Origin of the sequence: Pseudomonas sp. B6(2017), from assembly GCF_002112765.1 — a bacterium.
Lineage (GTDB): Bacteria > Pseudomonadota > Gammaproteobacteria > Pseudomonadales > Pseudomonadaceae > Aquipseudomonas > Aquipseudomonas piscis.
This window is the reverse complement of sequence record NZ_NEIQ01000010.1, coordinates 1-23,724: the sequence shown is the minus strand read 5'-3', so window position 1 is coordinate 23,724 and position 23,724 is coordinate 1. Positions and strand designations below refer to the sequence as shown.

Genomic DNA, 23,724 nt, shown 5'->3' with positions numbered 1-23,724 from the left:
AAGCCAGCGACTAGGCTGGCTCTAGCTTTCGGGGCAAAATCAGCTGGCGTCTGCGGCCATTTCTGCGTCATGTGCAATCAGCGAAACCAGGGCGTTTTGCTGGCGATGTGAAAGTTGGCGGAAACGTTGAAGCAGCTCGCGTTCATGCAAGGACAGTTCTGGGCTGTCCAGGCGCATGCTCAGCTCTTCACCCAAGGCACCTTCCTGAATAAGACTCTGCTCCAGGCGTGCGATGATTTCGGAGTTCATGCTGCGATGATGGTTGCGAGCCACCTCGGCAATGCGTTCACGCATCCCGTCGGGCAGACGTACGACGAACTTGTCAGCCGTACGGCTGGAATAAATTGCCTGTTTCAATGGGCGCATATATTTAACCGGTTAGTTCAGGGGAGCGGTTCTCGGAATTGGCCGCGGGCTGTTTTTTAAGACAAGCCTGATTGCCAAATGTTCAACCTGAATTGTTAAGAGGCCCGCATCATGCCTCAAAAATTGCCAGATCATTGGCGTCAATTCTGTGACAAATATTGAACTGGATAAAGGCGTTATGCCAGCACCAATTATCAGAAATGCGGACTGGTTTGAAAAGATCGCTGATCCGCATTGTTGGCCGCAGTCTCTCGCCCGGTGGGAGTGGGAGTGGGAGTGCACTAGCGAAGGTGCACGCGCTGCGGATGAGTCTCATGATCCCTACCTGTTAGAGGATAGTGGCAAATGGCCGATTTACTAGTATCTGCGTCCGGATCCCGCATCCATGCCCGGTAGACTCATTTACCTGATGGGCCCCTCGGGGGCTGGCAAGGACAGCCTGATCGATGCTGCCAGACGACCATTGGCCGAGATGGGCTGCGAGGTGGCGAGGCGGGTCATCACCCGTTCTGCCGAGTCGGTGGGCGAGCGTGCCGAGGAGGTCAGTGCCGAGGAGTTCGAGCGCCGGGTGACCCAGGGGGAATTTGCCTTATGGTGGCGGGCCAATGGCCTGGGTTATGGCATTGCGCTACAGATCGACCAATGGTTGGCCCAGGGGCGCCACGTACTGGTCAACGGCTCCCGAGGTTATCTGCCGCAGGCTCGGGAGCGCTATCGCGACCTACTGCCCATTGTGCTTACCGTGGATACCCAGGTGTTGCGCCAACGTTTGCTAATGCGGGGACGGGAAAGTGTGGCGCAAATCGAGGATCGCCTGAGGCGCAACGAGTTGTTCATCAATGAGGGCTGGCTCGACGACGGGCAGGTGGTGCGCCTGGACAACTCACAAGGATTGTCGTCTACCGTCCAGCATCTATTGGAGATATTACGCCTGCACGGGATCAGCGCAGCACCGGGTCGAACTTGATCTTGCGCCCGGCAATCAGGGCCAGCAGCAACAGGCTGGAGAACACGCCGCAGGCTACCAGGCATATCCAGCTGAAGGTTCCTTCGGGCAATGCCATGGCCGCTATGGCGCTGAGCATTACCAGGACAAGCAGGCTTTTGGCTGCGGTGGACATGTATAACTCCTGATCAGAATACCCAGCGCTCGCTCACTAGCTCCGCTGGTGGCTGCGGGGCCTCTCCGGTGGCGGCCTGGGTCATGGTCCCGGGTAGGGCCTGGGTATTGAGGACGGCCAGTTGTGCGCTTAGGCCCTGGTTATGATGAGTGACGCAAGGCCCATCGGTGACGTTGTCCTGCGGTAGAAAGTGAAAAGCCACCAGCACGGCAATGGCTGTCGCATTCAAGAGAAACAGGACGCTGTTCATGGGCATCATCTCCGCAGTGTTTTATCCACGGATAAAGCAGGCTGCGTGCCAACAGTGTATATGCCATTAAATCCTTTAAAAACAGCTGGTTGGCGTTTGTTTGCCGGATGTGTGAGTTGCATTTTGCATTGATGGCTTTTTGCATTGATGCAATTTGCACGATCCTCCCCAACCAGGCCGGTGGCGCCCTGTAAAAACCCCTACCGATGACATGACAAATACGGCGCTGGCCGTTAACATGCACGCCGTCCTTTGTGCCGTATCAGGCACTTACCTCCGGGTCTCAGTAGCTCAATTGGATAGAGCATCCCCCTCCTAAGGGGAAGGTTGGCAGTTCGAACCTGCCCTGGGACACCATCTCCCCCCCTTGTTCGCCTCCCCATGAAGCAAACTTCTTGCATCGGACATCCTGCCCGTCGTTCGTCCTTGCCCGCTTCAATGATGGGCTACTCGAAGTTGAGCATGATGTGGCGGATGCAGGTGTAGTCCTCAAGGCTATACAAGCTCATATCCTTGCCATAGCCCGATTGCCGCAGGCCGCCATGGGGCATTTCCGTGGCGAGGGTCATGTGTTGGTTCACCCACACGCAGCCGTACTGCAGTTGCCTGGAGGTCCTCAGGGCTCGTTTGACATCGCCGGTCCAGACCGAAGCCGAGAGCCCGTATTCACTGGCGTTGGCCCACTCCAGTACCTGCTCCTCATCGTCGAAGGAGGTCACCGAGACCACCGGGCCGAAAACTTCCTTCTGGACTATTTCATCTTCCTGCCTGACTCCGGCAATGACCGTGGGTTGGAAGAAGTAACCAGGGCCGTCGGGAACGTCGCCTCCGGTCAGCACCTCGCTATGGGGCAGCGCCGCGGCGCGTTGTACGAAGCCCAGGACGCGCTCCTGCTGGCGGCGGCTGATCAGGGGGCCAAAATCGATGCCTCGATCTTCCGGGTGGCCGCTGCGTAGCGTCGAAACGTGCTGCACCAGGGCATCCAGGAATGGCTCGCGAATCGATTCCGCGACGTAGATGCGGCAAGCCGCGGTGCAGTCCTGGCCAGCGTTGTAGAAGCCGGCACTGCGCACCATATCGACCACTGCGCGAATGTCCGCATCCGGGAACACCAGGACCGGAGCCTTGCCTCCCAGTTCGAGATGAGTGCGTTTCAGGTTGCCAGCCGCAGCATGGGCCACTGCCTGGCCGGTGGTGATGTCGCCGGTCACCGACACCATGCGTACCTTGGGGTGTGACGAGAGCTGGGCCCCCAGGGTAATGCCGCGTCCGGAAATGATGTTGACGACCCCCCGGGGAAATATGACTGCGCAAAGCCGAGCGATGTAGAGCGCGCTCAAGGGCGTCAGCTCCGAGGGCTTGAAGACCACGGTGTTGCCGGCTGCCAAGGCAGGTGCCAGCTTCCAGGCCGCCATGAGCAGCGGATAGTTCCAGGGAGCGATCAGCCCGACGACTCCCAGGGGATCACGCCGGATCATGCTGGTATTGCCGGGCACATACTCTCCCGCCGCGCTGCCGGGCAGGCAGCGAGCGGCCCCCGCGAAAAAGCGCAAGACATCGACCACCGCAGGAATCTCATCTTCGATGGCCATCTGCAGCGGTTTGCCGCAATTGCGGCTTTCCAGGGCGCCCAGTTCTTGCGCGGCCATTTCAATCTGGTCCGCAAGCTTGAGCAGCAGGTAGCTGCGCTGTCCGGGAGGTGTCCGTGACCAGGCGGGAAACGCCCGGCTGGCGGCTTCCACAGCCAACTCGAGTTGCGCCGGGCTGGCTGCGGCTACTTCACAGATGAGGCTTTCATCGGCTGGGCAATAGATGCGTTCGTTATCTCCTTCGCCAGATACCAGGTGCCCATCGATAAGCAATTTGTCGTAGACCATTGTTTTAATCCCCATGGGTTTTTATTGGTGGTCGGTTACAAGACTTTCAGCAGCTCAGGGGGTGGTGTTGTTCCAAGCTGCATGTGCCCTATCCAACTTATCCCGATCGATCTCCGGCAAGAATTCCCCTTCAAGGGAAGAAGAATTCACAAACTCGGGTCTTGCCGTCGCAACCGCCTCGGACATACCCCCTGTAGGGTAATGGACGTAGTGGGGTGGCCTGGATAGCTTCCTGGCAGTGCGTTTCCAGGAGAACAATAAAATGAAAAGTCTGGTAATCGAGGCAGGTGTCGCCGTGCTACTGGCGTTATGGCTATCCAGCGCAGCGGGTACGGAAACTGTGCACATCTATAACTGGACCGATTCCATTGGGCGGACCACCCTGAAGGACTTCCAGCAAGTCACGGGGCTCCTTCCCGTCTATGACGTATTCGAGTCCAACGAGATGCTCGATGCGAAGTTGCTGGCCGGTAAGTCCGGCTATGACGTGGTGGTACCTTCCAATAACTTTCTGGCAAAACAGATCCGCGCCGGTGCGTTCCAGCCATTGGACAAGAACAAATTGCAGAACTGGAACAATCTGGATCCGGACATCTTGCAGCTGTTGCAAGGAGTGGATCCTGGTAATCAATACGGAGTGCCTTACCTCGGTGGGTCGGTAGGAATCGGCTATAACGTCGACAAGATCAAAGCCATTCTTGGCCTGGAAAAGATCGAATCCTGGGCGACTGTCTTCGAGCCGAGGAATATCGAACAACTGAGCCAGTGCGGTGTAGCGATACTGGATTCGCCCGATGAGTTGTTTGCGGTGATGCTCAATTATCTTGGCCTGGACCCCAACAGCAGCGAGATCAAGGACTACAAGCTGGCACAAGAGAAGCTGCTGCTTATCCGGCCCTACATTACTTACTTCCATTCCGCCAAATACATATCCGATCTGGCCAATGGCAATATCTGCGTGGCCATCGGTTACTCCGGGGATATCTACCAGGCCGCGGCCAGGGCGCAGGAGGCGGGGAAAGACATCGATATCAGCTACTCGCTACCCAAGGAAGGCAGCAAGCTGGCGTATGACATGCTGGCCATTCCCGCTGATGCGCAGAATCCTGATGCGGCCTTGGCGTTCATCGACTACATCCTCAGGCCCGAGGTGATCGCAAGGATCAGTGAAGATGTCGGGTATCCCAATCCGAACTACAAATCCTATTCCTTGATCAGCCGGGAGTTGCTCGACAATCCCATGGTTTTTCCAGAGATTACGGCCAAAAAGCAGCTGTTCGTGGCCACACCGTTGCCTTTTGCCATACAGCGCTTTGCCACGCGATCCTGGGCGCAGATCAAGTCCGGCAGATAACCGTCCTGCCTGCCGGGAGTCTCGCCGGAAGTTGCCTGGTACAGGCCTAGTTCATGTTCAGCAAATCGTTTGCCCGGGCGTAAGACCCTGAGGTCCACGCCAGCAGGAAGTCTTTGTGATAGGAATGCACAAACCCGGGCAAGCAGGAGCGTGGCGATGTCTTCCATCATGAGCAGTTATGAAAAGATGAAAGCCCTGGTATCGCTGCGAGAGTGGCACGCCAATCTGTCGGCCGTGATAGAGGCTGTGGGTAGCGATGATTTCGTCGAGAGGCTGGTGCACGCCCTGAGTACCGTGGCTGTTATCCAGTCCACGCAGTTCGTGCTGGAGATCCAGTCCAGGGCGCCAGTTCTGTTGTACGAGAGTGGTATCCCACAACAGAAATATGAATCCTTGATAAACCGCTACTTTGCAGCGGGTTATATGCTCGATCCCATGTGCCTGGCAGTGAAGAGTGGTATTACGCAAGGGTTCTATCACCTGTCCGAGGCTTGTCCGGACGATTTCTTCAGCAGCGAGTACTACAAGAATTATTACCTGGGAAATGGGGTGAAAGAGGACTGTTTCTATGTCATCGATCTCGACCCGGTAACCAAGTTGACCCTATGTTTCTTTCAGGGCAAGACGGGGGAGACATTCGATTATCTGCAACTCGAATTCCTTCGATCCGTCGAGCCATTGGTCAGGAGCCTGGTGCTGCTGCATTGGCAAGGACAACCCGCCATCCTGTCCGAACAGCAAGGACCATGCGAGGCGTTTGATGTCCAGGAACAGGGTATCAGCAGGGATCATATATCCGAGGCTTTCAAGCCGTTTGGCAATGGAGCGCTGACGGAGCGGGAGAAGGATGTGGCCCATCTGATACTTTGCGGGCACTCCACCAAGTCCGCCGCCAATACTTTGAAGGTTGGCCTGGAGACCATCAGGATGCATAGGAAGAATCTCTATGCGAAGTTGCAGATCAATACCCAGGCGGAGCTTTTTGCGTTGTTTCTCAAGTCATTCGCCACAAGATGAACAGGCGTTCAAGCATGTAGATGAACGTCATTATCGCCAGGGTCCAGAATCGTCCTGCCGACAGGCTGGAGCTGCGCTGGATCAGGGCGGTAATCAGTAGAGCTAGATGGGACACGGTACAACCTCCATTTTTCTGTGGGCATGAAAAAGCCCCAGGACACTCAGGGTGCCTGGGGCCGTTCGGCGCTTGATTTATCTATAGTGCAACTTAAACCTGCGGGTTCTATGTCTCACGTGTGAGACTGCCAATAGTGAGGGTTCTCCCGGCCTTCACTCGGTTGCCGGGCTGAATGCCGGCAAACCCTGCCACGCTACTTTTGCCCAGGCCCCGCCGTCTGCCGCGAGCAACTGCTTGAGACTGTCTTCGTTGAAGGTGCTCCCCAGGGCGTCCGCCCTGAAAGCCGCTACCCATTGCCGGCGCCCCTGCATGAAGGCCTGGCCGAAGTCTTCCCAGCTGTCGAAGCAATCCTGAGCTCGCTGGGCATTGAGCAGCATGATGCGCCAGCCGCTGTCGGCTTCCAGCCAGCCCATCAGCGTTGCACACCGGGCGAAGAATGCACTGCGCACGCAAGCGAAGGCGACGGCGGCCCGCGGATCGTCGCTGGCGTTCAGGCCATGCAGGTCGATACGAAACCACTGGCGTTCCAGGGTGGAGTTAAGGTGGTTGCGAACTTCATCGTCGCTGGCGTTGCTGCGAAAGCCGATCTGGTGGAGCAGCGGAGCCCTGAGGGTGTCCCTGGCCTGATCGGCGAAGTAGGTGGTCTCGGGATCGAAGAACCCGGTCATGCCTGTGGCATCCACCATGGGTTGCGCCAGTGTCAGGGCCCAGCGCTTGCGTGGGGTGAAGACCACCAGGGAGGTGGGGCTGGAGCGGCGGCGCAGGTAACCCCAGACCACCCAGGCGCCGAATAGGAAGCCAATGACGGTCAGCATGCTTTGCCCCGCTGCCTGTTGGCTTGCCAGCTGCAGATGGATTCGGCCTGGGCCGGGGACATGTCTTTCCATGGCACGCCTTCGGTGCGATACAACGGGTCCTCCAGGCGGGGCTGCGGCCAGGGGCTTTTCTTGTAGACATGCCGGATGGCATAGCGCACAGCCGGAGCCTCGGGTTCGTTTTCCAGCAACAGGTCGCACTGGCGAGCCGCCACCAGCCACTGGACCATGGGCGATGGCGAATCCAGTCGCGAGAACAGCTGTGGGTAGCGCGATACCAGGCGTGTCTGGGCCTCGGGCTCACTGACCTCTTCGATGTGCAGCCAGCCGGTTTCGGTGCGCACGACACCGATGGCGATGCAGTCGTCCGGCGTCTGTTGGTCGGTACCTATGGTATTGAGGAACGCCAGCAGGTCATGGAAGTAGCGCTCCACTGGTGGGCGGTTCTGCTTGCCCTTGACCTGCTCCACAGTCAGTGCGCCGCTACCCTGGACAATCAGGCTGACCGTGATGTGGGGCTGGCCCTGGGCATCGCGCAGGCTGAAGACCCGCATGCCCTGTTGCTCCACGGCCTCGGCGTAGCGCTCGCCATAGCCGCCGGTCAAGGCCCGGCGATTGGCGAACTGCCCCAGGCAGTGGCGCATCACATAGCTTTCAAACGCCATCTCGGCCCGCAGCAGCGGGCTGTCGCTGCGCATTTCCACCCAGGTGTGCTCGGCGCAGGTCACCGTGACTTGCAAGGCATCGGCCGAACTCTGGCGCCAGCCCTGGTCGACCCGGGCCGCCATTTGCGCATGTTCCTTCTCCCACAGCGCCAGGGCCTGGGGACAGTTGATGCGGTCGAGCTTGCCCTCCAGGGCCGTGCCCTTGCGTGACACCAGGAACTCCACCAGCCGGGCCTCTTGGGCCAGCAGCTGGGGTTGTGCCGGGTCGATCCACACCAGGGGGGCCGCACTGGCGCAGGCGTCGGCCTCCTGGGACTTGGCGGCACTGAAGTGCCCGGCTACCCAGGCCGGTAGCCCGGCGCTACCCAATACCTGGGCGGCGTCATCCAGGTCGTGGATGCGTCGTGCTGGTTCGAAGTTGCCAGCCAGGTGCCGATAGAAGTGGTTGAGCAGCCAGCTATGCACGGCAGCGTCGTCTTCCCGGGCCTGGCTGCGCTGCTTGATGCCTCGTTTGAGTTCATCGGCATTGAGCAGGTTGCGCGCGGCATAGCTGGAGCTGCGTTTGTCGGCGGCTATTTCCATAGCTGCCACCAGCTCTTCTTGGCGGCAGGGGCGGCAGGCGCCTGCAGTTCGGCCATGATCGACTCGATCCGGGTGCGGCATTGCACGTCGTAGTCTTTGCTCGGATCGCAAAGGGCCAGGGTCCGGGCGCAGTAGTCAAGGGCTTCTTCAGTGCGTCCACGGGCCTTGAAGTAGTCCACCGAACAGGACATCACCGACACCTCGTTCATTTCCAGCACGCAAGGCTCATAGCGCTGCCACAGGCTGTCGGCGTTGTCCGGATGGGTGGGGGCCAGGTAGCGCGCCAGCTTGATCCGGTCGAACAGCGCCGAGGAGTCCAGCTGCTGGTCGCTGATCTCCTGGGCGGCCTGCCAGTTGAGCAGGCGTTCCAGCCAGATGAGGATTTCGCTGTCGCGGTCCAGCGAGTACAGGGCGTAGGCCACCGAGACGATGTAGCTCTCCGGATTGTGACGGCTGTAGCCGTAGTCCATCGAGAAATGCCACAGCTGCTCCGCGGCTTCGGCGATGCCCGGGTAGTCGTCCATGGCGATACGGGCGCTGAGGACACCGTTGAAGTGCTCGGCGAAGGAACTGGCGGCAATGCCCCGCTGGTGCAGTTCGATGGCATCGGCGTAGCGCTGTTGCTCGTTGTAGCAGCGGTAATTGATCGCCAGGTTGTTGCAGAGCATCGAGTACAGGTGGGCGCAGGCATCGAACGGGTGGCCACTGCCGGTGGTGAAGTAGCGCTCCATATGGGCTTGCCCCTGCTCGTAGGCATCTTTCTGGGCATCGCGCAGCAGCGAGTAGGCTTCGTCGCGAGCCTCGCTTGGCAGTTTGTCGGCCTCTGGTTCCGCCAGTTCCTCCATGGTCAGGGCGTAGTTGTAGGCGTGATTGCCGCTGGCCAGTTGTGGCCGGCACTGTTTCAGCGCTTCGATGATGCCCAGCTTGCGCACCTGGGCGACGAACAAGGCATAGGCGCTGCGGTTGTCGTGCAGGCGACCGGCCTCGATGGCTTGTTGCAGCAGCTCGACCTCGGTGGCCGCGTCGATCAGATCGCGGTCGGCGTCGTGCACTGCGGCCAGGCGCTTGATCCAGGGCTGTTCAGGGTTGCGGCGCAGCGCCTCGGCCCGGGCTTCGGCGAACAACCGATCGAGCTGCTCAAGGTCGTCCATTGCGGCATACAGGGCGGCCAGCAGCGGCGTGGTCGCCGGTTCTTCTGGGGTGATCGGCGGCAATGCCTCGAGGAATATTTGCAACAGCTCGCTGGTGACACAGGCACGCATGATGCAGATCGGCCACCAGGCGTTGCGGTCTTCCGGGTCCTTGAGGCGTTCGAGGACCAGGCGTGCCACTGGTGGCCACATCTCCGACTGGCGGTCGTAGATATCCAGGAACGCCCGATGGCCAGCTTCCTCCATGCGTCCGGCTTCCTGCAGCCAGGGCAACTCATACTCGATGAAGCTGTTGCCACCGCCGCTGTCCAGGCTCATCGCCGCCACGTGACAGATCTTCAGGGCGCCGTTCAGGTCGCCCTGGGCGTGCAGGGAACGGGCCGCCAGGCGTGCGATGCGCACGTCCCATTCGCGACGCCGGGGCTGCGACAGGCCAGCCGTGAGCTGGGCGATGGGCTGCTCGAACAGGGCCAGGCGCAGCGGGATGATCTCGATCAGTGAGTTGCCCAGCCACAGCCAGTCACCTTCGTCGATGTCCTGCTCGGGGCTGGCGTTGCGGATGACGTTGATCGCGTCCAGGGCGGCGGCGCGGGCTTCTTCGTCACGCTCATGGCGCGCCAGTGCCAGGGCGCGGCGTCGATGCCGGTCGGCGTCGTCCCAGGCCCGCAAGGCGGCGCGTTCGGGGTTGATCAGGGCCAGGGCATAGCGCACTTCGATGGTCTTGAGCGCGACTTCGATACTGCCCATTTCCAGCTGGTCGAAGATGCGATAGCGCCGGTAGTACTCGACATCGAAGTCCAGGGTCTGGGTGGCCATCTGGTTGAGTTTTTCCAGTACCTGCAGCAGTACCGGCTCGTCATCCAGGTAGTTGGCGACCTGCAGGCGCAGGATATCCAGGTTGATCTGCAACTCGTCGCGCGCCGCATCCCCTGAGGCTTGCAGCAGAGCGTCGCCGTCGCGATCGATGACGGCCTGCGCGGCAACCGAATCGCCGGCCTGCATCCACAGGGTGTGCAGGCGAGCGATGGAGCCCAGGGAGTCGGCGAATAGAGGCTGTGCTTGCAACTGGGCCAGCAGGGTATCGGTTTCCTGCTCTTGCTGTTGCGCTTCGAGGCGGTCCATGAACTGTTCCAGTTCAATACCGGTAATCACACTGCTGTCCTGCGCCATCGTTAACTCCATTGGATAATGCTGTGTACATCCATCGATGCATCTTCTGGCAAACCGGCATGCCCATGTCGCTGATGCCAGCGTCGGGTGCCCGCCGATTCTTCGGCACCTGGCCTGCAAGCCGCGCTTGCTTGCCGCTGCAGAGCGGCGTATCGCGGCCTGGGTGGGGAGCGACAGCGATCGAGGCTTAGAGGCGCGCACGCTAGCAGGTGAAGTTGCAGAATCCAAGATTTCCCAGGCCTTCCAAGACCATTTTCCGAAGGTTTTTACCGGTGTGGGGCAAATCGCGACAAGGACAGGCCAAACCGCAATAAATGCTGTCGAGCGCCTATAAGGGAATGCTCGATCCGGCCGATAACCTGCGATGGACAATTGTGTTCCCAAGCGGCGACCTGTATCACAGGCTGGCCGCAAAGTGCTTGATAGCCTTCGGCCAGCCGCTATTATCTGCGCGCCGAGGGGCTGTGAAGCCGGGTGGGCCCTGGCGTCTCTGGATTGATCTTCTTAATTGCCTGGAATCTTCGATGCTGGCGTACCACCAAAAGAGCTTTTTGATCGTCGATGATTTCTCGGACTACCGCAGTTCGGTGCGCTCGATGTTGCGTGAGCTGGGCGTCAAGGACGTGGATACCGCCGACTCTGGTGAGCAGGCCCTGCGCATGTGCGCGCAGAAGCGCTACGACTTCATCTTGCAGGACTACCACCTGGGTGACGGCAAGAAAAACGGCCAGCAAGTGCTCGAAGACCTGATGATGGAAAAGCTCATCAGCCATGAAAGCGTGTTCCTCATGGTGACCGCCGAGAGCAGCCAGGCCATGGTGCTCAGCGCCCTGGAGCACGAGCCCGATGCCTACCTGACCAAACCGTTCAACCGCTCCGGCCTGGCCCAGCGCCTGGAGCGCCTGCAGCAACGCAAGACCCTGCTCAAGCCGATCCTCCAGGCGTTGGACCGGGGCAAGCCGGTGGAAGTGCTCAACGCCTGCGTCACCCTGTGCAAGCAGGATCCGCGCTATGCGCCGCTGTGCCTGCGGTACCGGGCCGACGCCCTGCGCGACATGAACCAGAACGAGCCCCTGGAGCGCTTGTACAACAGCATCCTGGCGGATCGGCCGCTGCCCTGGGCCTATGTCGGGTTGGGGCGCCTGCTGTTCAAGCGCGGCCAGGTCACCGAGGCCAAGGCGGTGTACGAGAAGGCCTTGAAGGCTTTTCCGATGATGCCGGGCCTGTATGACGGCCTGGCCGATGTGCTGGTGGCCGAGGGCGATACCAAGCGTGCCCAGAGCGTGCTCGAGGAAGCGGTGCGCTTGTCGCCCCTGGCTCCCCGGCGCCAGGCGTTGCTGGGCAAGCTGGCCATGGCCAACGAAGACTTCGAAAGCGCCTCCAGGGCTTATCGCCAGGCGGTGAACCAGGGCGCGCAATCGCGCTTCAAGGACCCGGAAAGCAACCTGGGCCTGGCCCATGCTTTGATCAGCAAGGGCAGCGAGCGCGGCCTCGATACCCGTACCCGGCTGGAGATCAACCAGACGCTGAGCGCCGTAGCCAAGGAAAACCCGGCCGATCCAGGCTTGCAGATTCGCGCGCGACTGATGAAGGCCACCAGCCTGTTGCTCAACGATGCCGAGACGGCCGACAAGCTCACCGAACAGGCCTTGCAGCGACTCGAAGGCATGGAGCAGTTCATGAGCCCCGAGGCGGCGCTGCTGGTGGCCAAGCAATTGCAGATGCTGGGGCAGGCCAGTGCCGGCGCCTCGATGCTCAAGAACTGCGCGGAAATCTACGGCGATGACCCGAAAGTCATGCAAGGCATCGCCAAGCTCACCGATGACCCGACTATCCTCAGTTCTTCCAATGCGGCAGCCGACATCAACCGCCAGGGCGTGCGCAGCTACAAGGCCGGCAACCTGGCCGAGGCCCGGGAACTGTTCCGCAAGGCCCTGGCCATGCAGCCCAAGAACATCAGTGTTGCCCTGAACATGGCGCAGTCGCTGCTGCATGGCGCCGACGCCAACCCGGATGCGGCGCTTCTGGAAGAATGCCAGGCGTGCCTGAAGATGGTCGGCATGATGCCCGATACCGACGCGCGTTATCCGCGCTACCAGAAGCTGCGAAGCAAGGCGTTTGGCGAATGATCGAAAAGCAACAGGCGCTCGACTTTTCCACGGTGATCGCCTCCACCGTACATGACATGAAGAACTCCCTGGCCATGCTGATGCAGGCCCATGCCCAGTGGTCGGCACGCCTGCCGCAAGGGCAGCTGCCTGCCGAGCAGGGGGTGATCGACTACGAGTTCGCGCACCTCAACGGCATGCTGGTGCAGCTGTTGGGGCTGTACAAGCTGGGAGTCAACCAGTTGCCGTTGCAGCCGGCCTACCACGAATTGGACGACTTCATCGAAGCGCAGCTGGTGAGCCACCAGGAAGTGTTCAAGAGCCGCGGGATTTCCGCCACCTATGAAGTCGATCCGCTGAGCCCCCTGGGTTTCTTCGATCGTGAGCTGATCGCCTCGGTGCTGGCCAACTGCATCAATAACGCCATCCGCCATGCCCGCCATGCCCTGCTGATCAGTGTCAGCGACGAGGAAGGCCAGGTGGTGCTGTCGATCAACGACGATGGCGACGGCTATCCCCAGGCGATGATCGAGCGCCAGGCCGAGTACATGCAGGGCATCAACCAGAGCAGCGGTAGCACCGGGCTGGGTTTGTATTTCGCCGGGCGTATCGCCGAGCTGCACCAGCGCAATGGCGTCTGTGGGCGCACCCGGATCGGCAACGGTGGCCCGTTGGGTGGTGGCCTGTTCAAGATCTATCTGCCCTGAACGACGGCCGGCGCAGGTTCGGTCAGTTGCTGTGCCGCCAGTTCCAGGCATTGCAGGAGCGTGGCCAGGGCTGTCCCGGGCTCCTGGCCCTGGCGAGTGATGCAGTGGAAGCGCGAGCGGTACCCCAGGCGCAGGGGTAGCAGGGCGCGCAGCTGCCCCTTGGCGACCCAGCCGGCGGCATAGTGGCTGGGCAGGTAGCCCAGGTAGGTGGTAGAGAGGATCAGCGTGGCGATGGCTTCCATGCTATAGGCGCTGACCGCCTGGTTGAAGTGCAGGTCGTGGGGCCGCTGGTGTTCGGCCATATAGCCTCGACCGACATAGTCGGCGCTGCAGATCCGGTCCAGGCTCAATTCCTCGTCGCGCAGGGCGAACAGCGGATGCCCGGCGGCGCAGTACAGGTGCTGTTCTTCGTCGAACAGATGCCGATAGTTCAAGCCCGACAACTCATGGTGGAAAGCGCCGATGGCCAGGTGCAGGCGATCGTCCAGCACGGACTGCTCCAGTTCGTCAGGGCGCATCAGGTGCAGGTTCGGCCGTACCAGAGGCAAGCGCTGGCGCAAATGCTTCAGGGCCAGGGGCAGTGGGGCGCAGGGCAGGCTGGCCAGGCTGTCGACGCTGCCGATCTGCAAGTGTTCGCGGGCGTTGGGACCCAACCGGTTGGCATGTTGGCGAAAGCGCTCGATATCGGCGAACAGTCCTTGGGCGGCCTCGAACAGTTCCAGGCCCTGGTCGGTCAACTGGAAGCCGCTGCTGCCGCGCCGGCACAGGGAATAGCCCAGGCGTTCCTCAAGGTCACGAACCACCACGCTCAGTCGCGAGAGGCTGGTGTTGAGCCGGGCCTGGGCCGCAGTGAAGCCCCCGGCGTCGACGATGGCGCAGAACACCCGCAACATCCGCAGATCGATATCGGCAAGATTTCCCAGCATGAGGGCCCTCCGCAGGCCTGCTTCAGATCACCAGCCGAGCCTACTGCATCGATCCGGCGAGTACAGGACCAGGCGCGCAGGATGGTCGTGGATGCGCTGGTGCTGGCGGGAACAGGCATGTCCGGGAATTTGCTCTGCCGTGCTTGAAATCCCGAACGGGTGGTGCGTATTTTGTACGGGTCGCCGTTCGCGGCTCGTATAACAACAAGGATTGAGTCATGACAACCGATGGCCACAGTTCACTCGCCGAGCGATTGACGGGCATTGATGAAATCGAATGTGTTACTGCGGATTTGAATGGCGTACCGCGGGGCAAGGTAATGACCGCCGAGGGATTCCTCGAAGGGCGGCGCCTGCAGATGGCTCGCGGGGTGCTGCTGCAATGCATCATGGGCGGATACCCGCCAGCGCGTTTCTATGGCAGCGATGACGGCGACCTGGCCCTCACCGCCGACCCGCGGCAGATTCATCGGTTGCCCTGGAGCGAGACTCCGCGAGCGCTGGCCATCTGTGACGCCGACGAACTCAGCGGCGAGTCCTCGCGCCTGTCGACTCGCGGCCAGCTCAAGCAGGTGATCGCCCGTTATGCGGCCCTGGGCCTGGCGCCGGTGGTGGCCACCGAGCTGGAGTTCTTCGTGTTCGCGCCCAACGATGATCCCGGCCAGCCCTTCCGCCCTCCGGTCGGCAAGGACGGCCGCCGGGAGGACGGCTACTCGGCCTTCAGCATCAGTTCCAACAACGGTCTGCGACCCTTCTTCAAGGAAGTCTACGAGTGCATGGCGGCCCTGGGCCTGCCTCGCGATACCTTCATGCACGAGATGGGCGTCAGCCAATTCGAGATCAACCTGTTGCATGGCGATCCGCTGCTGCTGGCGGACCAGACCTTCCTGTTCAAGCACCTGCTCAAGGAGGTGGCGCTCAAGCATGGATTGATCGTGGTCTGCATGGCCAAGCCGCTGGCTCATACCCCTGGCAGCTCCATGCACATCCATCAGAGCCTGGTGGAGATTGGTAGCGGGCGTAACGTTTTCAGTGACGAGTCTGGGCAGCCCACGGCACTGTTCCACCACTTCATCGGTGGCTTGCAGGCCGGGATGGCGGATTTCACGGCACTGTTCGCGCCCAATGTGAACTCCTACCAGCGCCTGTGCCATCCCTACGCTTCGCCGAACAATGCCTGCTGGTCCCACGACAATCGCGCCGCGGGGCTGCGAATTCCCGCCAGTTCGCCGGTGGCGCGGCGGGTCGAGAACCGCTTGCCGGGGGCGGATGCCAACCCTTACCTGGCCATTGCCGCCAGCCTGGCAGCAGGTTTGCATGGTATCGAGAACGAGCTGGCGCCAACGGCTGCCATCCAGGGGGAATTCGAAGTACCGGATAACCTGTCCCTGCCTTGTACCTTGCATGCGGCGCTGGAGCGCCTCAAGCGCAGCCAGTTGGCCAGGGAACTGTTCGGCAGCGAGTTCATCGAAGGCTACATCGCTTCGAAAACCATGGAGTTGACCAGCTTCTTCGATGAAATCACTCCCTGGGAACGGCGTGTACTAGCGGCCCAGGCTTAACCAACGTCGCTGGCCGGGCCCTCGTCCCGAGGGTCCGGAACCTCATTCAAGGAGCCGCCCGGAACGCCGATGCGCCAGATCTGGAAATCTTTTCGCGCGCTGTATTTCGCCTCGCTGATGATGTTGATCGGCTCGGGCCTGCTCAGTACCTACCTGGCCTTGCGCCTGGCGGCCGACCATGTCGACGGCCTGTGGGTCGGGGCGCTCATGGCGGCCAACTACTTCGGCCTGGTCCTGGGGGGCAAGCTGGGGCACCGGCTGATCGCCAGGGTCGGGCATATCCGGGCCTATGCCACCTGTGCCGGCATCGTCGGCGCGGCGGTGCTCGGCCATGGGCTGGTGAACTGGCTGCCAGCCTGGCTGGTGCTGCGGATGATCGTCGGCCTGGGGATGATGTGCCAGTACATGGTCATCGAAAGCTGGCTCAATGAGCAGGCCGATGCCAAGCAGCGTGGCGTGGTCTTCAGCGGCTACATGATCGCGTCCTACCTGGGGCTGGTCCTGGGGCAACTGATCCTGGTCCTGCATCCGGCCCTGGGGCTGGAGCTGCTGATGCTGGTGGCGCTGTGCTTCGCGCTGTGCCTGGTGCCGGTGGCGATGACCCGGCGCATCCACCCGGCGCCCCTGCGTCCGGCGCCGATGGAGCCGCGCTTCTTCATCAAGCGGGTGCCGCAGTCCCTGAGCACGGTACTGGGCTCGGGGCTGATCGTCGGTTCGTTCTACGGCCTGGCGCCGCTCTATGCCTCGCAACAGGGCTTGAGCACCGAGCAGGTAGGCCTGTTCATGGGGAGCTGCATCTTTGCCGGCCTGGTCGTGCAGTGGCCCCTGGGCTGGCTGTCCGATCGCTTCGACCGGGCCTTGCTGATTCGCTGCTTCGCCCTGTTCCTGGCGGTGATGGCCTTGCCGTTGGCGATCTTGCCCACGGTGCCTTTGGAAGTGTTGTTCATCCTGGGTTTTTTCTGTTCGCTGATGCAGTTCTGTCTTTATCCGCTGGCCGTGGCGTTTTCCAACGACCACGTGGAGGGCGATCGACGGGTGTCGCTGACGGCGATGCTGCTGGTTACCTATGGCGTGGGAGCGAGCATCGGGCCGTTGGCGGCCGGCGTGCTGATGAAGCTGTTCGGCAGCCAGATGCTCTATGCCTTCTTCTGTTTCTTTGCCGTGGTACTGGTCTGGCGGATCCGGCCTAAGGCCGTGACCAACCTGCACCAGGTCGACGATGCGCCGCTGCATCACGTGGCGATGCCGGACAGCATGTCCAGTTCGCCGCTGGTGGCGGCCCTCGACCCGCGGGTGGACGAGCAGGTGGTGCAGGATCAGATGCAGGTCGCTCCTGCGACGGATACCGTGCCGCCCGCGTCGCCTGAATCCGGGGCAGGCGACGAGGAGCCCGTTGGCGAAGCGCGTGATGGCGAGCCGCTGGGCGAAGCCAGGCCTTAGCGCTCGAGATGAAAAAAAACGGGCAGTTGCCGCAAGGCACTGCCCGTTTTTCATGGATCCTCGGCGATCACATATCGTCTTTGTCGAAGCGCCGTGCTTCGCGCTGCAACTGATAGACGAAGCGCTCCACCTGGCGCTGCACCAGGCCGCTCATGTTGTGGAAGCGTACGCCGGCGAAAGTGGTGTCGATCCTTTCTTCGTAGTGCAGGTAACGCAGTTCCACCGGTGCGGTCATGCTGCCGAAGGGCAGGGCGGCGATGAAGCGCTCATAGACCTGGCCCAGTTGCAGGCGGGCGGAGATCTCGCCGTCGAAGCGCAGCTTGCAGCCGGTGGCGGAGATGTCCAGCAGCTTGCCGGTCAGGGGCGACTTGAGCTTGTCGCCGCCCAGCTCGATATCCACCAGCTGTGCCAGTTTAAGGGCGGCGCGGAAGGCATTGCGGCGTTGGTGGTAGACCACTTCGTCCGGCAGGGTGGTGCGGTAGCAGCGGCCGCCACCAGACTCGTCCAGGGTCGGCAAGCCGTTGCTTTCCCAGGCGATGCGTACGCCTTCGTGGAAGCCTTCGACACGGAATGCTTCGCCGGCGAGCAAGAAGCGTTCGCCATCGCGGGGAATCATTTCGTCGAGCGCGAGCGTATTGCTCTCGCGGTCCACTTCCACCACGTAACTCTGGAAGCGCTGGCTGCGCTCATGGAAAGTGATGATCAGCGGATCGTGGCTTTCTTGCAGCAAACGCAGGTTGGAAGAGATCTCCAACGGGGTGGTTAGCACCTTGGGTGGCTGCGGAGCATCTTCCGCGTTTGATGCTGTGAACACGGTTCATCAATCTCCAGACAAAATACAACTACACGCAGGAGCTAGCATTTTGCCAGCATGTTTCGCGGCTTGGTAGCACGCGCTCATTTTTGCGGCCTAAGCCTGACTGAGTGGGCGTTGCTTCGCAAGCATCGAGGTGGAGCCGCGGGCGTCGTAGAGGGCTGGAGGTTCGCCGCCATTGAGGATCTTCAACTGGTTGGCGGTGGTGGCCTGCTGGATCTGGATCGAGCGGCCGTTGAGCTCGTTGGCGGCCTGGCATTCAGCCAGGAGCTGGACCAGCAGGTCGCCTTGCTCGAGCAATTGCGCGCCCAGGCTGGAGTGGCTGGCCAGTTGTGCAAGGCCTTCGCGATTGGCGGGCAGGCCAAGACTGTCCAGGAGCTGGGTACGGGTGCGGCCATGCTGTTCCAGCAAGACGATCAGGGCCTGTTTCTGCGCCAGGATCTCCTCCAGCAACGGCATGTCGCGGCCGTGCAGGGCGATGGATTCGGCCCGGAGCAGCTCCAGCAATTGTTGAGCTGGAGCAAGGTCATCGGTGATCAGTTGCAGTAGGTTGGTATCGTGCATGGCTGGCCTTGGGGATTAAGCGTCCAAAAGCCTGGCGCAAGCCTGTGGCTAGCGCTGGGCTTCGAAATTGAGCAGTTTGCTGGCTACACGGTTGCTGTCGACTTGGTAGCTGCCATCGGCGATAGCTTGTTTCAGTGCTGCCACCCGGGCTTTGTCGGCAACAGGCTGGTCGCGCAGCTTGTCAGTGATTCGTTGCAACTGTTGAGCCTCATTGCTGAGGTGTACCGATTCCCCGCTTTTGCTGGTCTCGGCTGTGCTTACCTGGGCTACGGGCTTGCCGGCATCACCGGTTTCCTTGCTGGCGCTGGTACGCGTACTGCCTGTCAGTGGGGAGGAGCTGTTCAAACGGCTGAAGTCGATGACCATGATGAGTAAAACCTCTGGGTATTTGGACGCTTGCCATGTTCTCGGCCATACCCTGGAAAACTTTAGGCTCAATTGTCGACAAGCCAAGGCAGGTATCTGCGACCCGTTATCGGTCACAGTTTAGGGAACGGGAGGGGCGAGCGCCAGTGATCTACATGGCCACTTCCACCTGGCCCGGCGCGGTGACGCGAGCCTTGATCACCCGTTGCGAATTCAGGTTCTTGACCCTGATCTGCTCGCTCATGCCGCCGTTGGACAAGGCTTCGCCGGGCATTCGTACATTCAAGGAGCCGCTGCGTGCAGAGATCACCACCTGATCGCCCTTGCGCACCACCTCGGCCTGCTCCAGATGAACCAGGGTGACGAGTTGATCGGCGACCATTGGTCGGACAAGTTTCTGACCAATGGCCTGGTCGACCGAGGTCAGGTAGCCCTGTCCGTTCTGGCTGATATCCCGTTCGCGTAGTACCACATCCTCTGGCTCGATGATGGACGATCGTTTGAGAGGGCGGGCGCTGGTGACCACCTCGCGGAACAACTTGACCTGCGCCGGCACGAAAACCGACCAGGGCGAGCTGCCTTCGCAGCGGACCTTGACCGTCACACGCCCCAGGGGTTGGGCCGGGCTTTCCAGGCTGGCTGTCAATTCCTTGTCGCAGGCAGGCATGTGCATCCGTGGATCCAGCTGCTTGACCTCGATCTCATAGCGTCCTTCGGTTTGACTGGTTGCCAGGTAGTCTTCTACCGTGAATTCAAGAAACCCTTGAGTGACGCCGATAAGTAGATCAGGCAGGGTGACCGAATCAGCAATGGCAGGGCCGCCAGGGTTTAAAATGCACAGCATCGCAAGGGCGCAGAGCACTCTGCGGCCAGGTGATGTCAGGCGTCGAAAAAATGTCGTTTTGGCGTTCATAACAGTTAAAAAGCAAGCGCCGTGCCGTTTAGCAATGAGCGTGCGTCGGATCTTAAAGCTTTGGGGAGTCTGGGCATGGCTGGTGTAATGGATTCGGTAAACCAGCGCACGCAATTGGTTGGGCAGAATCGCCTGGAGCTGCTGCTGTTCCGTCTGGACGGTGGGCAACTCTACGGGATCAACGTATTCAAGGTGCGCGAGGTGCTGCAATGCCCGAAGCTGACCTTGATGCCCAAATCCAGTCCTGTGGTGTGCGGTGTCGCGAATATTCGAGGGGCGACCATTCCGATCCTGGATCTGGCAATGGCCACTGGGTCTGGCGGGTTGCAGGATCAGAGCAATCCGTTCGTCATCATCACTGAGTACAACACCAAGACCCAGGGATTCCTGGTGCGCTCGGTGGAACGCATCGTCAACATGAACTGGGAAGAGATCCATCCGCCACCCAAGGGCACCGGGCGCGATCACTACCTCACGGCAGTGACCCGGGTGGATAACCAGCTGGTCGAAATCATCGATGTGGAGAAGATCCTGGCGGAAGTCGCGCCAACTTCCGAATCGATCTCGGCAGGCGTGGTGGATGTCGAGACCCAGCACAAGGCCATTTCCCTGCGGGTGCTGACCGTCGACGATTCGTCGGTGGCGCGCAAGCAGGTCACTCGCTGCCTGCAGACAGTGGGCGTGGAAGTGGTGGCGTTGAACGACGGTCGGCAGGCGCTGGACTACCTGCGCAAGCTGGTCGACGAAGGCAAGAAGCCGGAAGAGGAATTCCTCATGATGATTTCCGACATCGAGATGCCTGAAATGGATGGCTACACCCTCACGGCCGAGATACGTAACGATCCACGCATGCAAAAGCTGCACATCATCCTGCATACTTCGTTGTCAGGGGTGTTCAATCAGGCGATGGTGAAGAAGGTCGGTGCCGATGACTTCCTTGCCAAGTTCCGCCCTGATGACCTGGCTTCCCGGGTAGTCGACCGGATCAAAGCAGCAGACCACAGCTGAGGGCAGTGGCCCTTGGTGGACCTAGATCTAAGAGGCGGCAGCATTGTCTACGGGTAATTTGGATTTTGAACAGTTCCGGGTCTTCCTGGAAAAAGCCTGTGGTATTTTGCTCGGGGAAAACAAGCAATATCTGGTCTCGAGCCGTCTCAACAAACTGATGGAGCAGCAAGGTATAAAAACCTTGGGCGAGCTGGTTCAGCGGATCCAGACCCAGCCACGCGGCGGTTTGCGCGAGATGGTAGTGGATGCCATGACGACCAACGAGACCTTGTGGTTCCGCGACACCTATCCATTCGAGGTGTTGAAGAACAAAGTGCTTCCCGAGGCGATCAAGGCCAATCCCAACCAGCGCTTGCGGATCTGGTCCGCGGCTTGTTCCTCGGGACAGGAGCCTTACTCGTTGTCGATGTCCATCGACGAGTTCGAGCGTACCAACATGGGCCAGTTGAAGATGGGCGCGCAGATCGTCGCAACCGATCTGTCCGGGACCATGCTCAACAACTGCAAGACCGGTGAATACGACAGCCTGGCCATTGGTCGCGGCTTGTCGGCCGATCGCCTGCAGCGTTATTTCGACCCCAAGGGGCCGGGGCGCTGGGTGGTCAAGTCGCCGATCAAGAACCGCGTTGAGTTCCGCTCGTTCAACCTGCTGGACAGCTATGCCAGCCTGGGCAAGTTCGACATCGTGTTCTGCCGCAACGTCCTGATCTACTTCTCGGCGGAAGTGAAGAAGGACATCCTGATGCGCATCCACAGCACCCTGAAACCGGGCGGTTACCTGTTCCTGGGGGCGTCCGAGGCGCTCAACGGCTTGCCGGATCATTACCAGATGGTCCAGTGCAACCCGGGAATCATCTACCAGGCCAAGTAACCTGGATTGATCGCTATGCCAAAGGAGGCCCCCGGGCCTCCTTTTTCATGTTCGTCATTTAATGCCGAGATGGCAGGGTGATTGCCGCTTTGCCGGCGCTGCGCGGAAAACCATTGCCGCTTTTCTGGCATTTGCCGCCTTGCCGTTATCGCGAGGGCCTTGATTTACGGGGTTTTCAAGGTTGGCACGCGGATTGCTAGTTTCAAATCAACGTAAAATCAGGTCACCCAAAGGTTTCCCGACATGAGCATCAGCTTCGATAAAGCGCTCGGTATTCACGAACAGGCTCTGGGCTTTCGCGCCAAGCGGGCCGAAGTATTGGCCAACAACATCTCCAACGCCGACACCCCGAACTACAAGGCTCGGGACCTGGACTTTTCCGCCGTGCTCGCCGAGCAGAGCGAAAAGGTCAACAAGGGGACGTTCGGCCTGAACCTGACCAATAACCGGCATATTGAAGCGCAAGGCGTGAGCGCTGGCGACGAGTCGCTGCAATATCGCACGCCAATGCAACCTTCGATCGACCAGAACACCGTGGACGCCCAGCTCGAGCAGTCGAACTATGCGCAGAACGCGGTGGAATTCCAGGCCAGCTTCACGCTGCTCAACAGCAAATTCAAAGGGCTGGTGGCAGCCCTGCGCGGAGAGTAATCCATGTCCCTCGCCAGTGTTTTCAATATTGCCGGTAGTGGCATGAGCGCCCAGACCACCCGTCTGAACACCGTCGCCAGTAACATCGCCAACGCCGAGAGCGTGTCGTCGAGCATCGACCAGACCTACCGCGCCCGGCATCCGGTGTTCGCCACCATGTTCCAGAACGCCCAGGGCGGTGATCGTGGTTCGCTGTTCCAGAGTCAGGACGCTGCCGGGCAGGGCGTACAAGTGTTGGGCGTGGTCGAGGACCAGAGCAACCTCGAGGCGCGCTACGAGCCCAATCATCCGGCAGCCGATGCCAAGGGCTATGTCTACTACCCCAACGTCAATGTGGTGGAAGAGATGGCCGACATGATTTCCGCCAGCCGTTCGTTCCAGACCAACGCTGAAATGATGAATACCGCCAAAACCATGATGCAGAAGGTCCTGACCCTCGGTCAGTGATAAGGGGCGAATCCGATGAGCGTTACTGATACCACTACAGCACCATCCCTCAAGGATGTGCTGGCCAATTCGTCGAAAAAGACCACGACCACCAGTGCTGATGGCCTCGCTGCGGCAACCAACAGCACCACCGGCAAGCAGTCCCTGGGCAAGGATGCATTCCTCAAGCTGCTGGTGACCCAGCTGAATAACCAGAACCCGCTGGATCCCCAGGACAACAGTGCGTTCGTGGCCCAGTTGGCGCAGTTCTCGACCCTGGAAGGGATCACCACGCTCAATACGTCGGTGAACTCCATCACGGGCAACTACAAATCGTCCCAGGCCTTGCAGGCTTCGTCCCTGGTCGGGCGCTCGGTGATCGTCCAGAGCGGCACCACCCAGGTCGACACCAGCAAGAGCATGACCGGGTCGGTGACCGTTCCGACCAGCGTGAGCTCGGTCACCGTGGCCATCACCGACAAGGACGGCAACACCGTCAAGACCATCGACATGGGCAGCCAGAAGGCTGGCAACGCCAGCTTCGTCTGGGATGGCACCAAGGCCGACGGCACCAAGGCCCCGCCGGGCAACTACACCTTCAAGGCCAGTACCACCATCGATGGCAAGGGTACTTCCCTGATCACTTACCTGCCGGCCACGGTCAACAGCGTCACCATCAGCCAGACCGGCGGTGAGCTGATGCTGAACCTGGCAGGCATGGGCAGCCCGATCGGGCTGTCCAAAGTACAAACTATTGGTATCTAGAGCCGACTAAGCGGCACGAGGAGTGGAACATGTCTTTCAATATCGGCCTTAGCGGTCTCTACGCTGCCAACAAGCAACTGGACGTGACCGGCAACAACATCGCCAACGTCGCCACCA

At 60.5% G+C, this 23,724-nt stretch carries 26 protein-coding genes and 1 tRNA gene; 14 read left to right on the top strand and 13 right to left on the bottom strand.

From position 1 onward, the window contains the following. Positions 1-39: 39 nt before the first annotated feature. Positions 40-366, bottom strand: a complete 327-nt coding sequence (locus tag CAG11_RS17930; protein ID WP_003178899.1) for an Arc family DNA-binding protein — start codon at positions 364-366, stop codon at positions 40-42. A 385-nt stretch (positions 367-751) separates the two neighbouring features. Between CAG11_RS17930 and phnN the strand changes: the two genes are divergently transcribed. After that, the gene (gene phnN, locus CAG11_RS17920) at positions 752-1,333 is read left to right on the top strand and encodes a phosphonate metabolism protein/1,5-bisphosphokinase (PRPP-forming) PhnN (protein WP_085597263.1); all 582 of its coding nucleotides are present in this window, start codon (positions 752-754) and stop codon (positions 1,331-1,333) included. Here phnN and CAG11_RS17915 read toward each other — a convergent pair. Together CAG11_RS17915 and CAG11_RS17910 are read right to left on the bottom strand one after the other, a co-directional pair. Continuing rightward, on the bottom strand, positions 1,308-1,487 hold the full coding sequence (locus CAG11_RS17915; RefSeq protein WP_085597262.1) for a PA3371 family protein: 180 nt from the start codon (positions 1,485-1,487) through the stop codon (positions 1,308-1,310). The two genes, phnN and CAG11_RS17915, sit on opposite strands and share 26 nt — an antisense overlap. Before the next feature lie 13 nt (positions 1,488-1,500). Continuing rightward, positions 1,501-1,737 carry a hypothetical protein gene (locus CAG11_RS17910; protein ID WP_085597459.1) on the bottom strand — a complete coding sequence of 79 codons (237 nt, stop codon included), beginning with the start codon at positions 1,735-1,737 and terminating at the stop codon, positions 1,501-1,503. A gap of 280 nt (positions 1,738-2,017) precedes the next feature. On the opposite strand from CAG11_RS17910, the gene CAG11_RS17905 reads away from it, so the two are divergent. Then, positions 2,018-2,094: transfer RNA gene (locus CAG11_RS17905), tRNA-Arg, on the top strand. Positions 2,095-2,183: 89 nt separating this feature from the next. Here CAG11_RS17905 and CAG11_RS17900 read toward each other — a convergent pair. Further along, the gene (locus tag CAG11_RS17900) at positions 2,184-3,614 is read right to left on the bottom strand and encodes a gamma-aminobutyraldehyde dehydrogenase (protein WP_085597261.1); all 1,431 of its coding nucleotides are present in this window, start codon (positions 3,612-3,614) and stop codon (positions 2,184-2,186) included. A 262-nt stretch (positions 3,615-3,876) separates the two neighbouring features. Between CAG11_RS17900 and CAG11_RS17895 the strand changes: the two genes are divergently transcribed. Next, complete coding sequence (locus CAG11_RS17895; protein WP_085597260.1) at positions 3,877-4,968, top strand: polyamine ABC transporter substrate-binding protein; 1,092 nt, start codon at positions 3,877-3,879, stop codon at positions 4,966-4,968. Positions 4,969-5,124: 156 nt separating this feature from the next. Next, a complete protein-coding gene (locus CAG11_RS17890; protein WP_053137020.1) occupies positions 5,125-5,985 on the top strand; it encodes a helix-turn-helix transcriptional regulator in 861 nt (286 codons plus the stop codon). On the opposite strand, the gene CAG11_RS33625 is transcribed toward CAG11_RS17890, so the two are convergent. The 4 genes from CAG11_RS33625 to CAG11_RS17875 form a co-directional block, all read right to left on the bottom strand. Beyond that, positions 5,963-6,100 (bottom strand): hypothetical protein, encoded by a 138-nt coding sequence (locus CAG11_RS33625; RefSeq protein WP_157064374.1) that lies wholly within the window; start codon positions 6,098-6,100, stop codon positions 5,963-5,965. The two genes, CAG11_RS17890 and CAG11_RS33625, sit on opposite strands and share 23 nt — an antisense overlap. A 155-nt stretch (positions 6,101-6,255) precedes the next feature. Further along, positions 6,256-6,918, bottom strand: coding sequence for a DUF1266 domain-containing protein (locus CAG11_RS17885; protein ID WP_053137017.1), 663 nt, complete (start codon positions 6,916-6,918; stop codon positions 6,256-6,258). Further along, the gene (locus CAG11_RS17880) at positions 6,912-8,165 is read right to left on the bottom strand and encodes a hypothetical protein (protein WP_085597259.1); all 1,254 of its coding nucleotides are present in this window, start codon (positions 8,163-8,165) and stop codon (positions 6,912-6,914) included. The genes CAG11_RS17885 and CAG11_RS17880 overlap by 7 nt, the downstream gene beginning before the upstream one ends. Next, a complete protein-coding gene (locus tag CAG11_RS17875) occupies positions 8,156-10,486 on the bottom strand; it encodes a hypothetical protein (RefSeq protein ID WP_085597258.1) in 2,331 nt (776 codons plus the stop codon). The genes CAG11_RS17880 and CAG11_RS17875 overlap by 10 nt, the downstream gene beginning before the upstream one ends. A 524-nt stretch (positions 10,487-11,010) precedes the next feature. Here CAG11_RS17875 and CAG11_RS17870 point away from each other — a divergent pair. Both CAG11_RS17870 and CAG11_RS17865 read left to right on the top strand, forming a co-directional pair. Continuing rightward, a complete protein-coding gene (locus CAG11_RS17870) occupies positions 11,011-12,615 on the top strand; it encodes a tetratricopeptide repeat-containing response regulator (RefSeq protein ID WP_022640282.1) in 1,605 nt (534 codons plus the stop codon). Next, positions 12,612-13,301, top strand: a complete 690-nt coding sequence (locus CAG11_RS17865; protein ID WP_085597257.1) for a sensor histidine kinase KdpD — start codon at positions 12,612-12,614, stop codon at positions 13,299-13,301. Before CAG11_RS17870 ends, CAG11_RS17865 begins: the two co-directional genes overlap by 4 nt. Here the strand turns inward: CAG11_RS17865 and CAG11_RS17860 are convergent. Further along, positions 13,289-14,227 (bottom strand): LysR family transcriptional regulator, encoded by a 939-nt coding sequence (locus CAG11_RS17860; RefSeq protein WP_085597256.1) that lies wholly within the window; start codon positions 14,225-14,227, stop codon positions 13,289-13,291. The genes CAG11_RS17865 and CAG11_RS17860 overlap by 13 nt on opposite strands. Positions 14,228-14,547: 320 nt before the next feature. Between CAG11_RS17860 and CAG11_RS17855 the strand changes: the two genes are divergently transcribed. Together CAG11_RS17855 and CAG11_RS17850 are read left to right on the top strand one after the other, a co-directional pair. After that, positions 14,548-15,789: a glutamine synthetase family protein gene (locus tag CAG11_RS17855; protein ID WP_022640279.1), complete on the top strand. Its 1,242-nt coding sequence runs from the start codon at positions 14,548-14,550 to the stop codon at positions 15,787-15,789. Positions 15,790-15,858: 69 nt separating this feature from the next. Beyond that, entirely contained in the window at positions 15,859-17,229 is a 1,371-nt protein-coding gene (locus CAG11_RS17850; protein WP_085597255.1) for an MFS transporter, read from the top strand. Between the two features lie 67 nt (positions 17,230-17,296). Here CAG11_RS17850 and CAG11_RS17845 read toward each other — a convergent pair whose 3' ends face one another. From CAG11_RS17845 to flgA, 4 genes are all read right to left on the bottom strand, one after another. Beyond that, entirely contained in the window at positions 17,297-18,043 is a 747-nt protein-coding gene (locus CAG11_RS17845) for a flagellar brake protein (protein WP_085597254.1), read from the bottom strand. A gap of 96 nt (positions 18,044-18,139) precedes the next feature. After that, the gene (locus CAG11_RS17840) at positions 18,140-18,607 is read right to left on the bottom strand and encodes a flagella synthesis protein FlgN (protein WP_022640276.1); all 468 of its coding nucleotides are present in this window, start codon (positions 18,605-18,607) and stop codon (positions 18,140-18,142) included. A gap of 48 nt (positions 18,608-18,655) precedes the next feature. After that, positions 18,656-18,973, bottom strand: a complete 318-nt coding sequence (gene flgM / locus CAG11_RS17835) for a flagellar biosynthesis anti-sigma factor FlgM (RefSeq protein ID WP_022640275.1) — start codon at positions 18,971-18,973, stop codon at positions 18,656-18,658. A 151-nt stretch (positions 18,974-19,124) separates the two neighbouring features. Beyond that, positions 19,125-19,886, bottom strand: coding sequence for a flagellar basal body P-ring formation chaperone FlgA (gene flgA, locus CAG11_RS17830; protein ID WP_031320328.1), 762 nt, complete (start codon positions 19,884-19,886; stop codon positions 19,125-19,127). Positions 19,887-19,961: 75 nt separating this feature from the next. Between flgA and CAG11_RS17825 the strand changes: the two genes are divergently transcribed. From CAG11_RS17825 to CAG11_RS17800, 6 genes are all read left to right on the top strand, one after another. Further along, positions 19,962-20,894, top strand: a complete 933-nt coding sequence (locus CAG11_RS17825) for a chemotaxis protein CheV (RefSeq protein WP_031320323.1) — start codon at positions 19,962-19,964, stop codon at positions 20,892-20,894. Between the two features lie 43 nt (positions 20,895-20,937). Then, positions 20,938-21,765 carry a protein-glutamate O-methyltransferase CheR gene (cheR, locus tag CAG11_RS17820; RefSeq protein WP_031320322.1) on the top strand — a complete coding sequence of 276 codons (828 nt, stop codon included), beginning with the start codon at positions 20,938-20,940 and terminating at the stop codon, positions 21,763-21,765. 243 nt (positions 21,766-22,008) lie between these two features. After that, on the top strand, positions 22,009-22,416 hold the full coding sequence (gene flgB / locus CAG11_RS17815; protein WP_085597253.1) for a flagellar basal body rod protein FlgB: 408 nt from the start codon (positions 22,009-22,011) through the stop codon (positions 22,414-22,416). A 3-nt stretch (positions 22,417-22,419) separates the two neighbouring features. Further along, positions 22,420-22,863 carry a flagellar basal body rod protein FlgC gene (flgC, locus tag CAG11_RS17810; protein ID WP_031320321.1) on the top strand — a complete coding sequence of 148 codons (444 nt, stop codon included), beginning with the start codon at positions 22,420-22,422 and terminating at the stop codon, positions 22,861-22,863. Positions 22,864-22,878: 15 nt separating this feature from the next. Continuing rightward, positions 22,879-23,607, top strand: a complete 729-nt coding sequence (gene flgD, locus CAG11_RS17805) for a flagellar hook assembly protein FlgD (protein WP_085597252.1) — start codon at positions 22,879-22,881, stop codon at positions 23,605-23,607. Between the two features lie 29 nt (positions 23,608-23,636). Then, positions 23,637-23,724 (top strand): flagellar basal body protein (locus CAG11_RS17800; protein ID WP_143494642.1); only part of this gene is annotated, 88 nt, incomplete at its 3' end.

Excerpts from the sequence above, each read along its gene's own strand:
- CAG11_RS17915 (WP_085597262.1), bottom strand. The coding sequence starts at position 1,487 with ATGTCCACCGCAGCCAAAAGCCTGCTTGTCCTGGTAATGCTCAGCGCC.
- flgA (WP_031320328.1), bottom strand. The coding sequence starts at position 19,886 with ATGAACGCCAAAACGACATTTTTTCGACGCCTGACATCACCTGGCCGC.
- flgC (WP_031320321.1), top strand. The coding sequence starts at position 22,420 with ATGTCCCTCGCCAGTGTTTTCAATATTGCCGGTAGTGGCATGAGCGCC.
- flgB (WP_085597253.1), top strand. The coding sequence starts at position 22,009 with ATGAGCATCAGCTTCGATAAAGCGCTCGGTATTCACGAACAGGCTCTG.
- CAG11_RS17890 (WP_053137020.1), top strand. The coding sequence starts at position 5,125 with ATGTCTTCCATCATGAGCAGTTATGAAAAGATGAAAGCCCTGGTATCG.
- CAG11_RS17840 (WP_022640276.1), bottom strand. The coding sequence starts at position 18,607 with ATGCACGATACCAACCTACTGCAACTGATCACCGATGACCTTGCTCCA.
- CAG11_RS17885 (WP_053137017.1), bottom strand. The coding sequence starts at position 6,918 with ATGCTGACCGTCATTGGCTTCCTATTCGGCGCCTGGGTGGTCTGGGGT.
- CAG11_RS17870 (WP_022640282.1), top strand. The coding sequence starts at position 11,011 with ATGCTGGCGTACCACCAAAAGAGCTTTTTGATCGTCGATGATTTCTCG.
- CAG11_RS17850 (WP_085597255.1), top strand. The coding sequence starts at position 15,859 with ATGCGCCAGATCTGGAAATCTTTTCGCGCGCTGTATTTCGCCTCGCTG.
- CAG11_RS17855 (WP_022640279.1), top strand. The coding sequence starts at position 14,548 with ATGACCGCCGAGGGATTCCTCGAAGGGCGGCGCCTGCAGATGGCTCGC.
- flgM (WP_022640275.1), bottom strand. The coding sequence starts at position 18,973 with ATGGTCATCGACTTCAGCCGTTTGAACAGCTCCTCCCCACTGACAGGC.
- flgD (WP_085597252.1), top strand. The coding sequence starts at position 22,879 with ATGAGCGTTACTGATACCACTACAGCACCATCCCTCAAGGATGTGCTG.
- CAG11_RS17865 (WP_085597257.1), top strand. The coding sequence starts at position 12,612 with ATGATCGAAAAGCAACAGGCGCTCGACTTTTCCACGGTGATCGCCTCC.
- CAG11_RS17875 (WP_085597258.1), bottom strand. The coding sequence starts at position 10,486 with ATGGCGCAGGACAGCAGTGTGATTACCGGTATTGAACTGGAACAGTTC.
- phnN (WP_085597263.1), top strand. The coding sequence starts at position 752 with ATGCCCGGTAGACTCATTTACCTGATGGGCCCCTCGGGGGCTGGCAAG.
- CAG11_RS17895 (WP_085597260.1), top strand. The coding sequence starts at position 3,877 with ATGAAAAGTCTGGTAATCGAGGCAGGTGTCGCCGTGCTACTGGCGTTA.
- CAG11_RS17825 (WP_031320323.1), top strand. The coding sequence starts at position 19,962 with ATGGCTGGTGTAATGGATTCGGTAAACCAGCGCACGCAATTGGTTGGG.
- CAG11_RS17930 (WP_003178899.1), bottom strand. The coding sequence starts at position 366 with ATGCGCCCATTGAAACAGGCAATTTATTCCAGCCGTACGGCTGACAAG.
- CAG11_RS17900 (WP_085597261.1), bottom strand. The coding sequence starts at position 3,614 with ATGGTCTACGACAAATTGCTTATCGATGGGCACCTGGTATCTGGCGAA.
- CAG11_RS17910 (WP_085597459.1), bottom strand. The coding sequence starts at position 1,737 with ATGAACAGCGTCCTGTTTCTCTTGAATGCGACAGCCATTGCCGTGCTG.
- CAG11_RS17860 (WP_085597256.1), bottom strand. The coding sequence starts at position 14,227 with ATGCTGGGAAATCTTGCCGATATCGATCTGCGGATGTTGCGGGTGTTC.
- CAG11_RS17880 (WP_085597259.1), bottom strand. The coding sequence starts at position 8,165 with ATGGAAATAGCCGCCGACAAACGCAGCTCCAGCTATGCCGCGCGCAAC.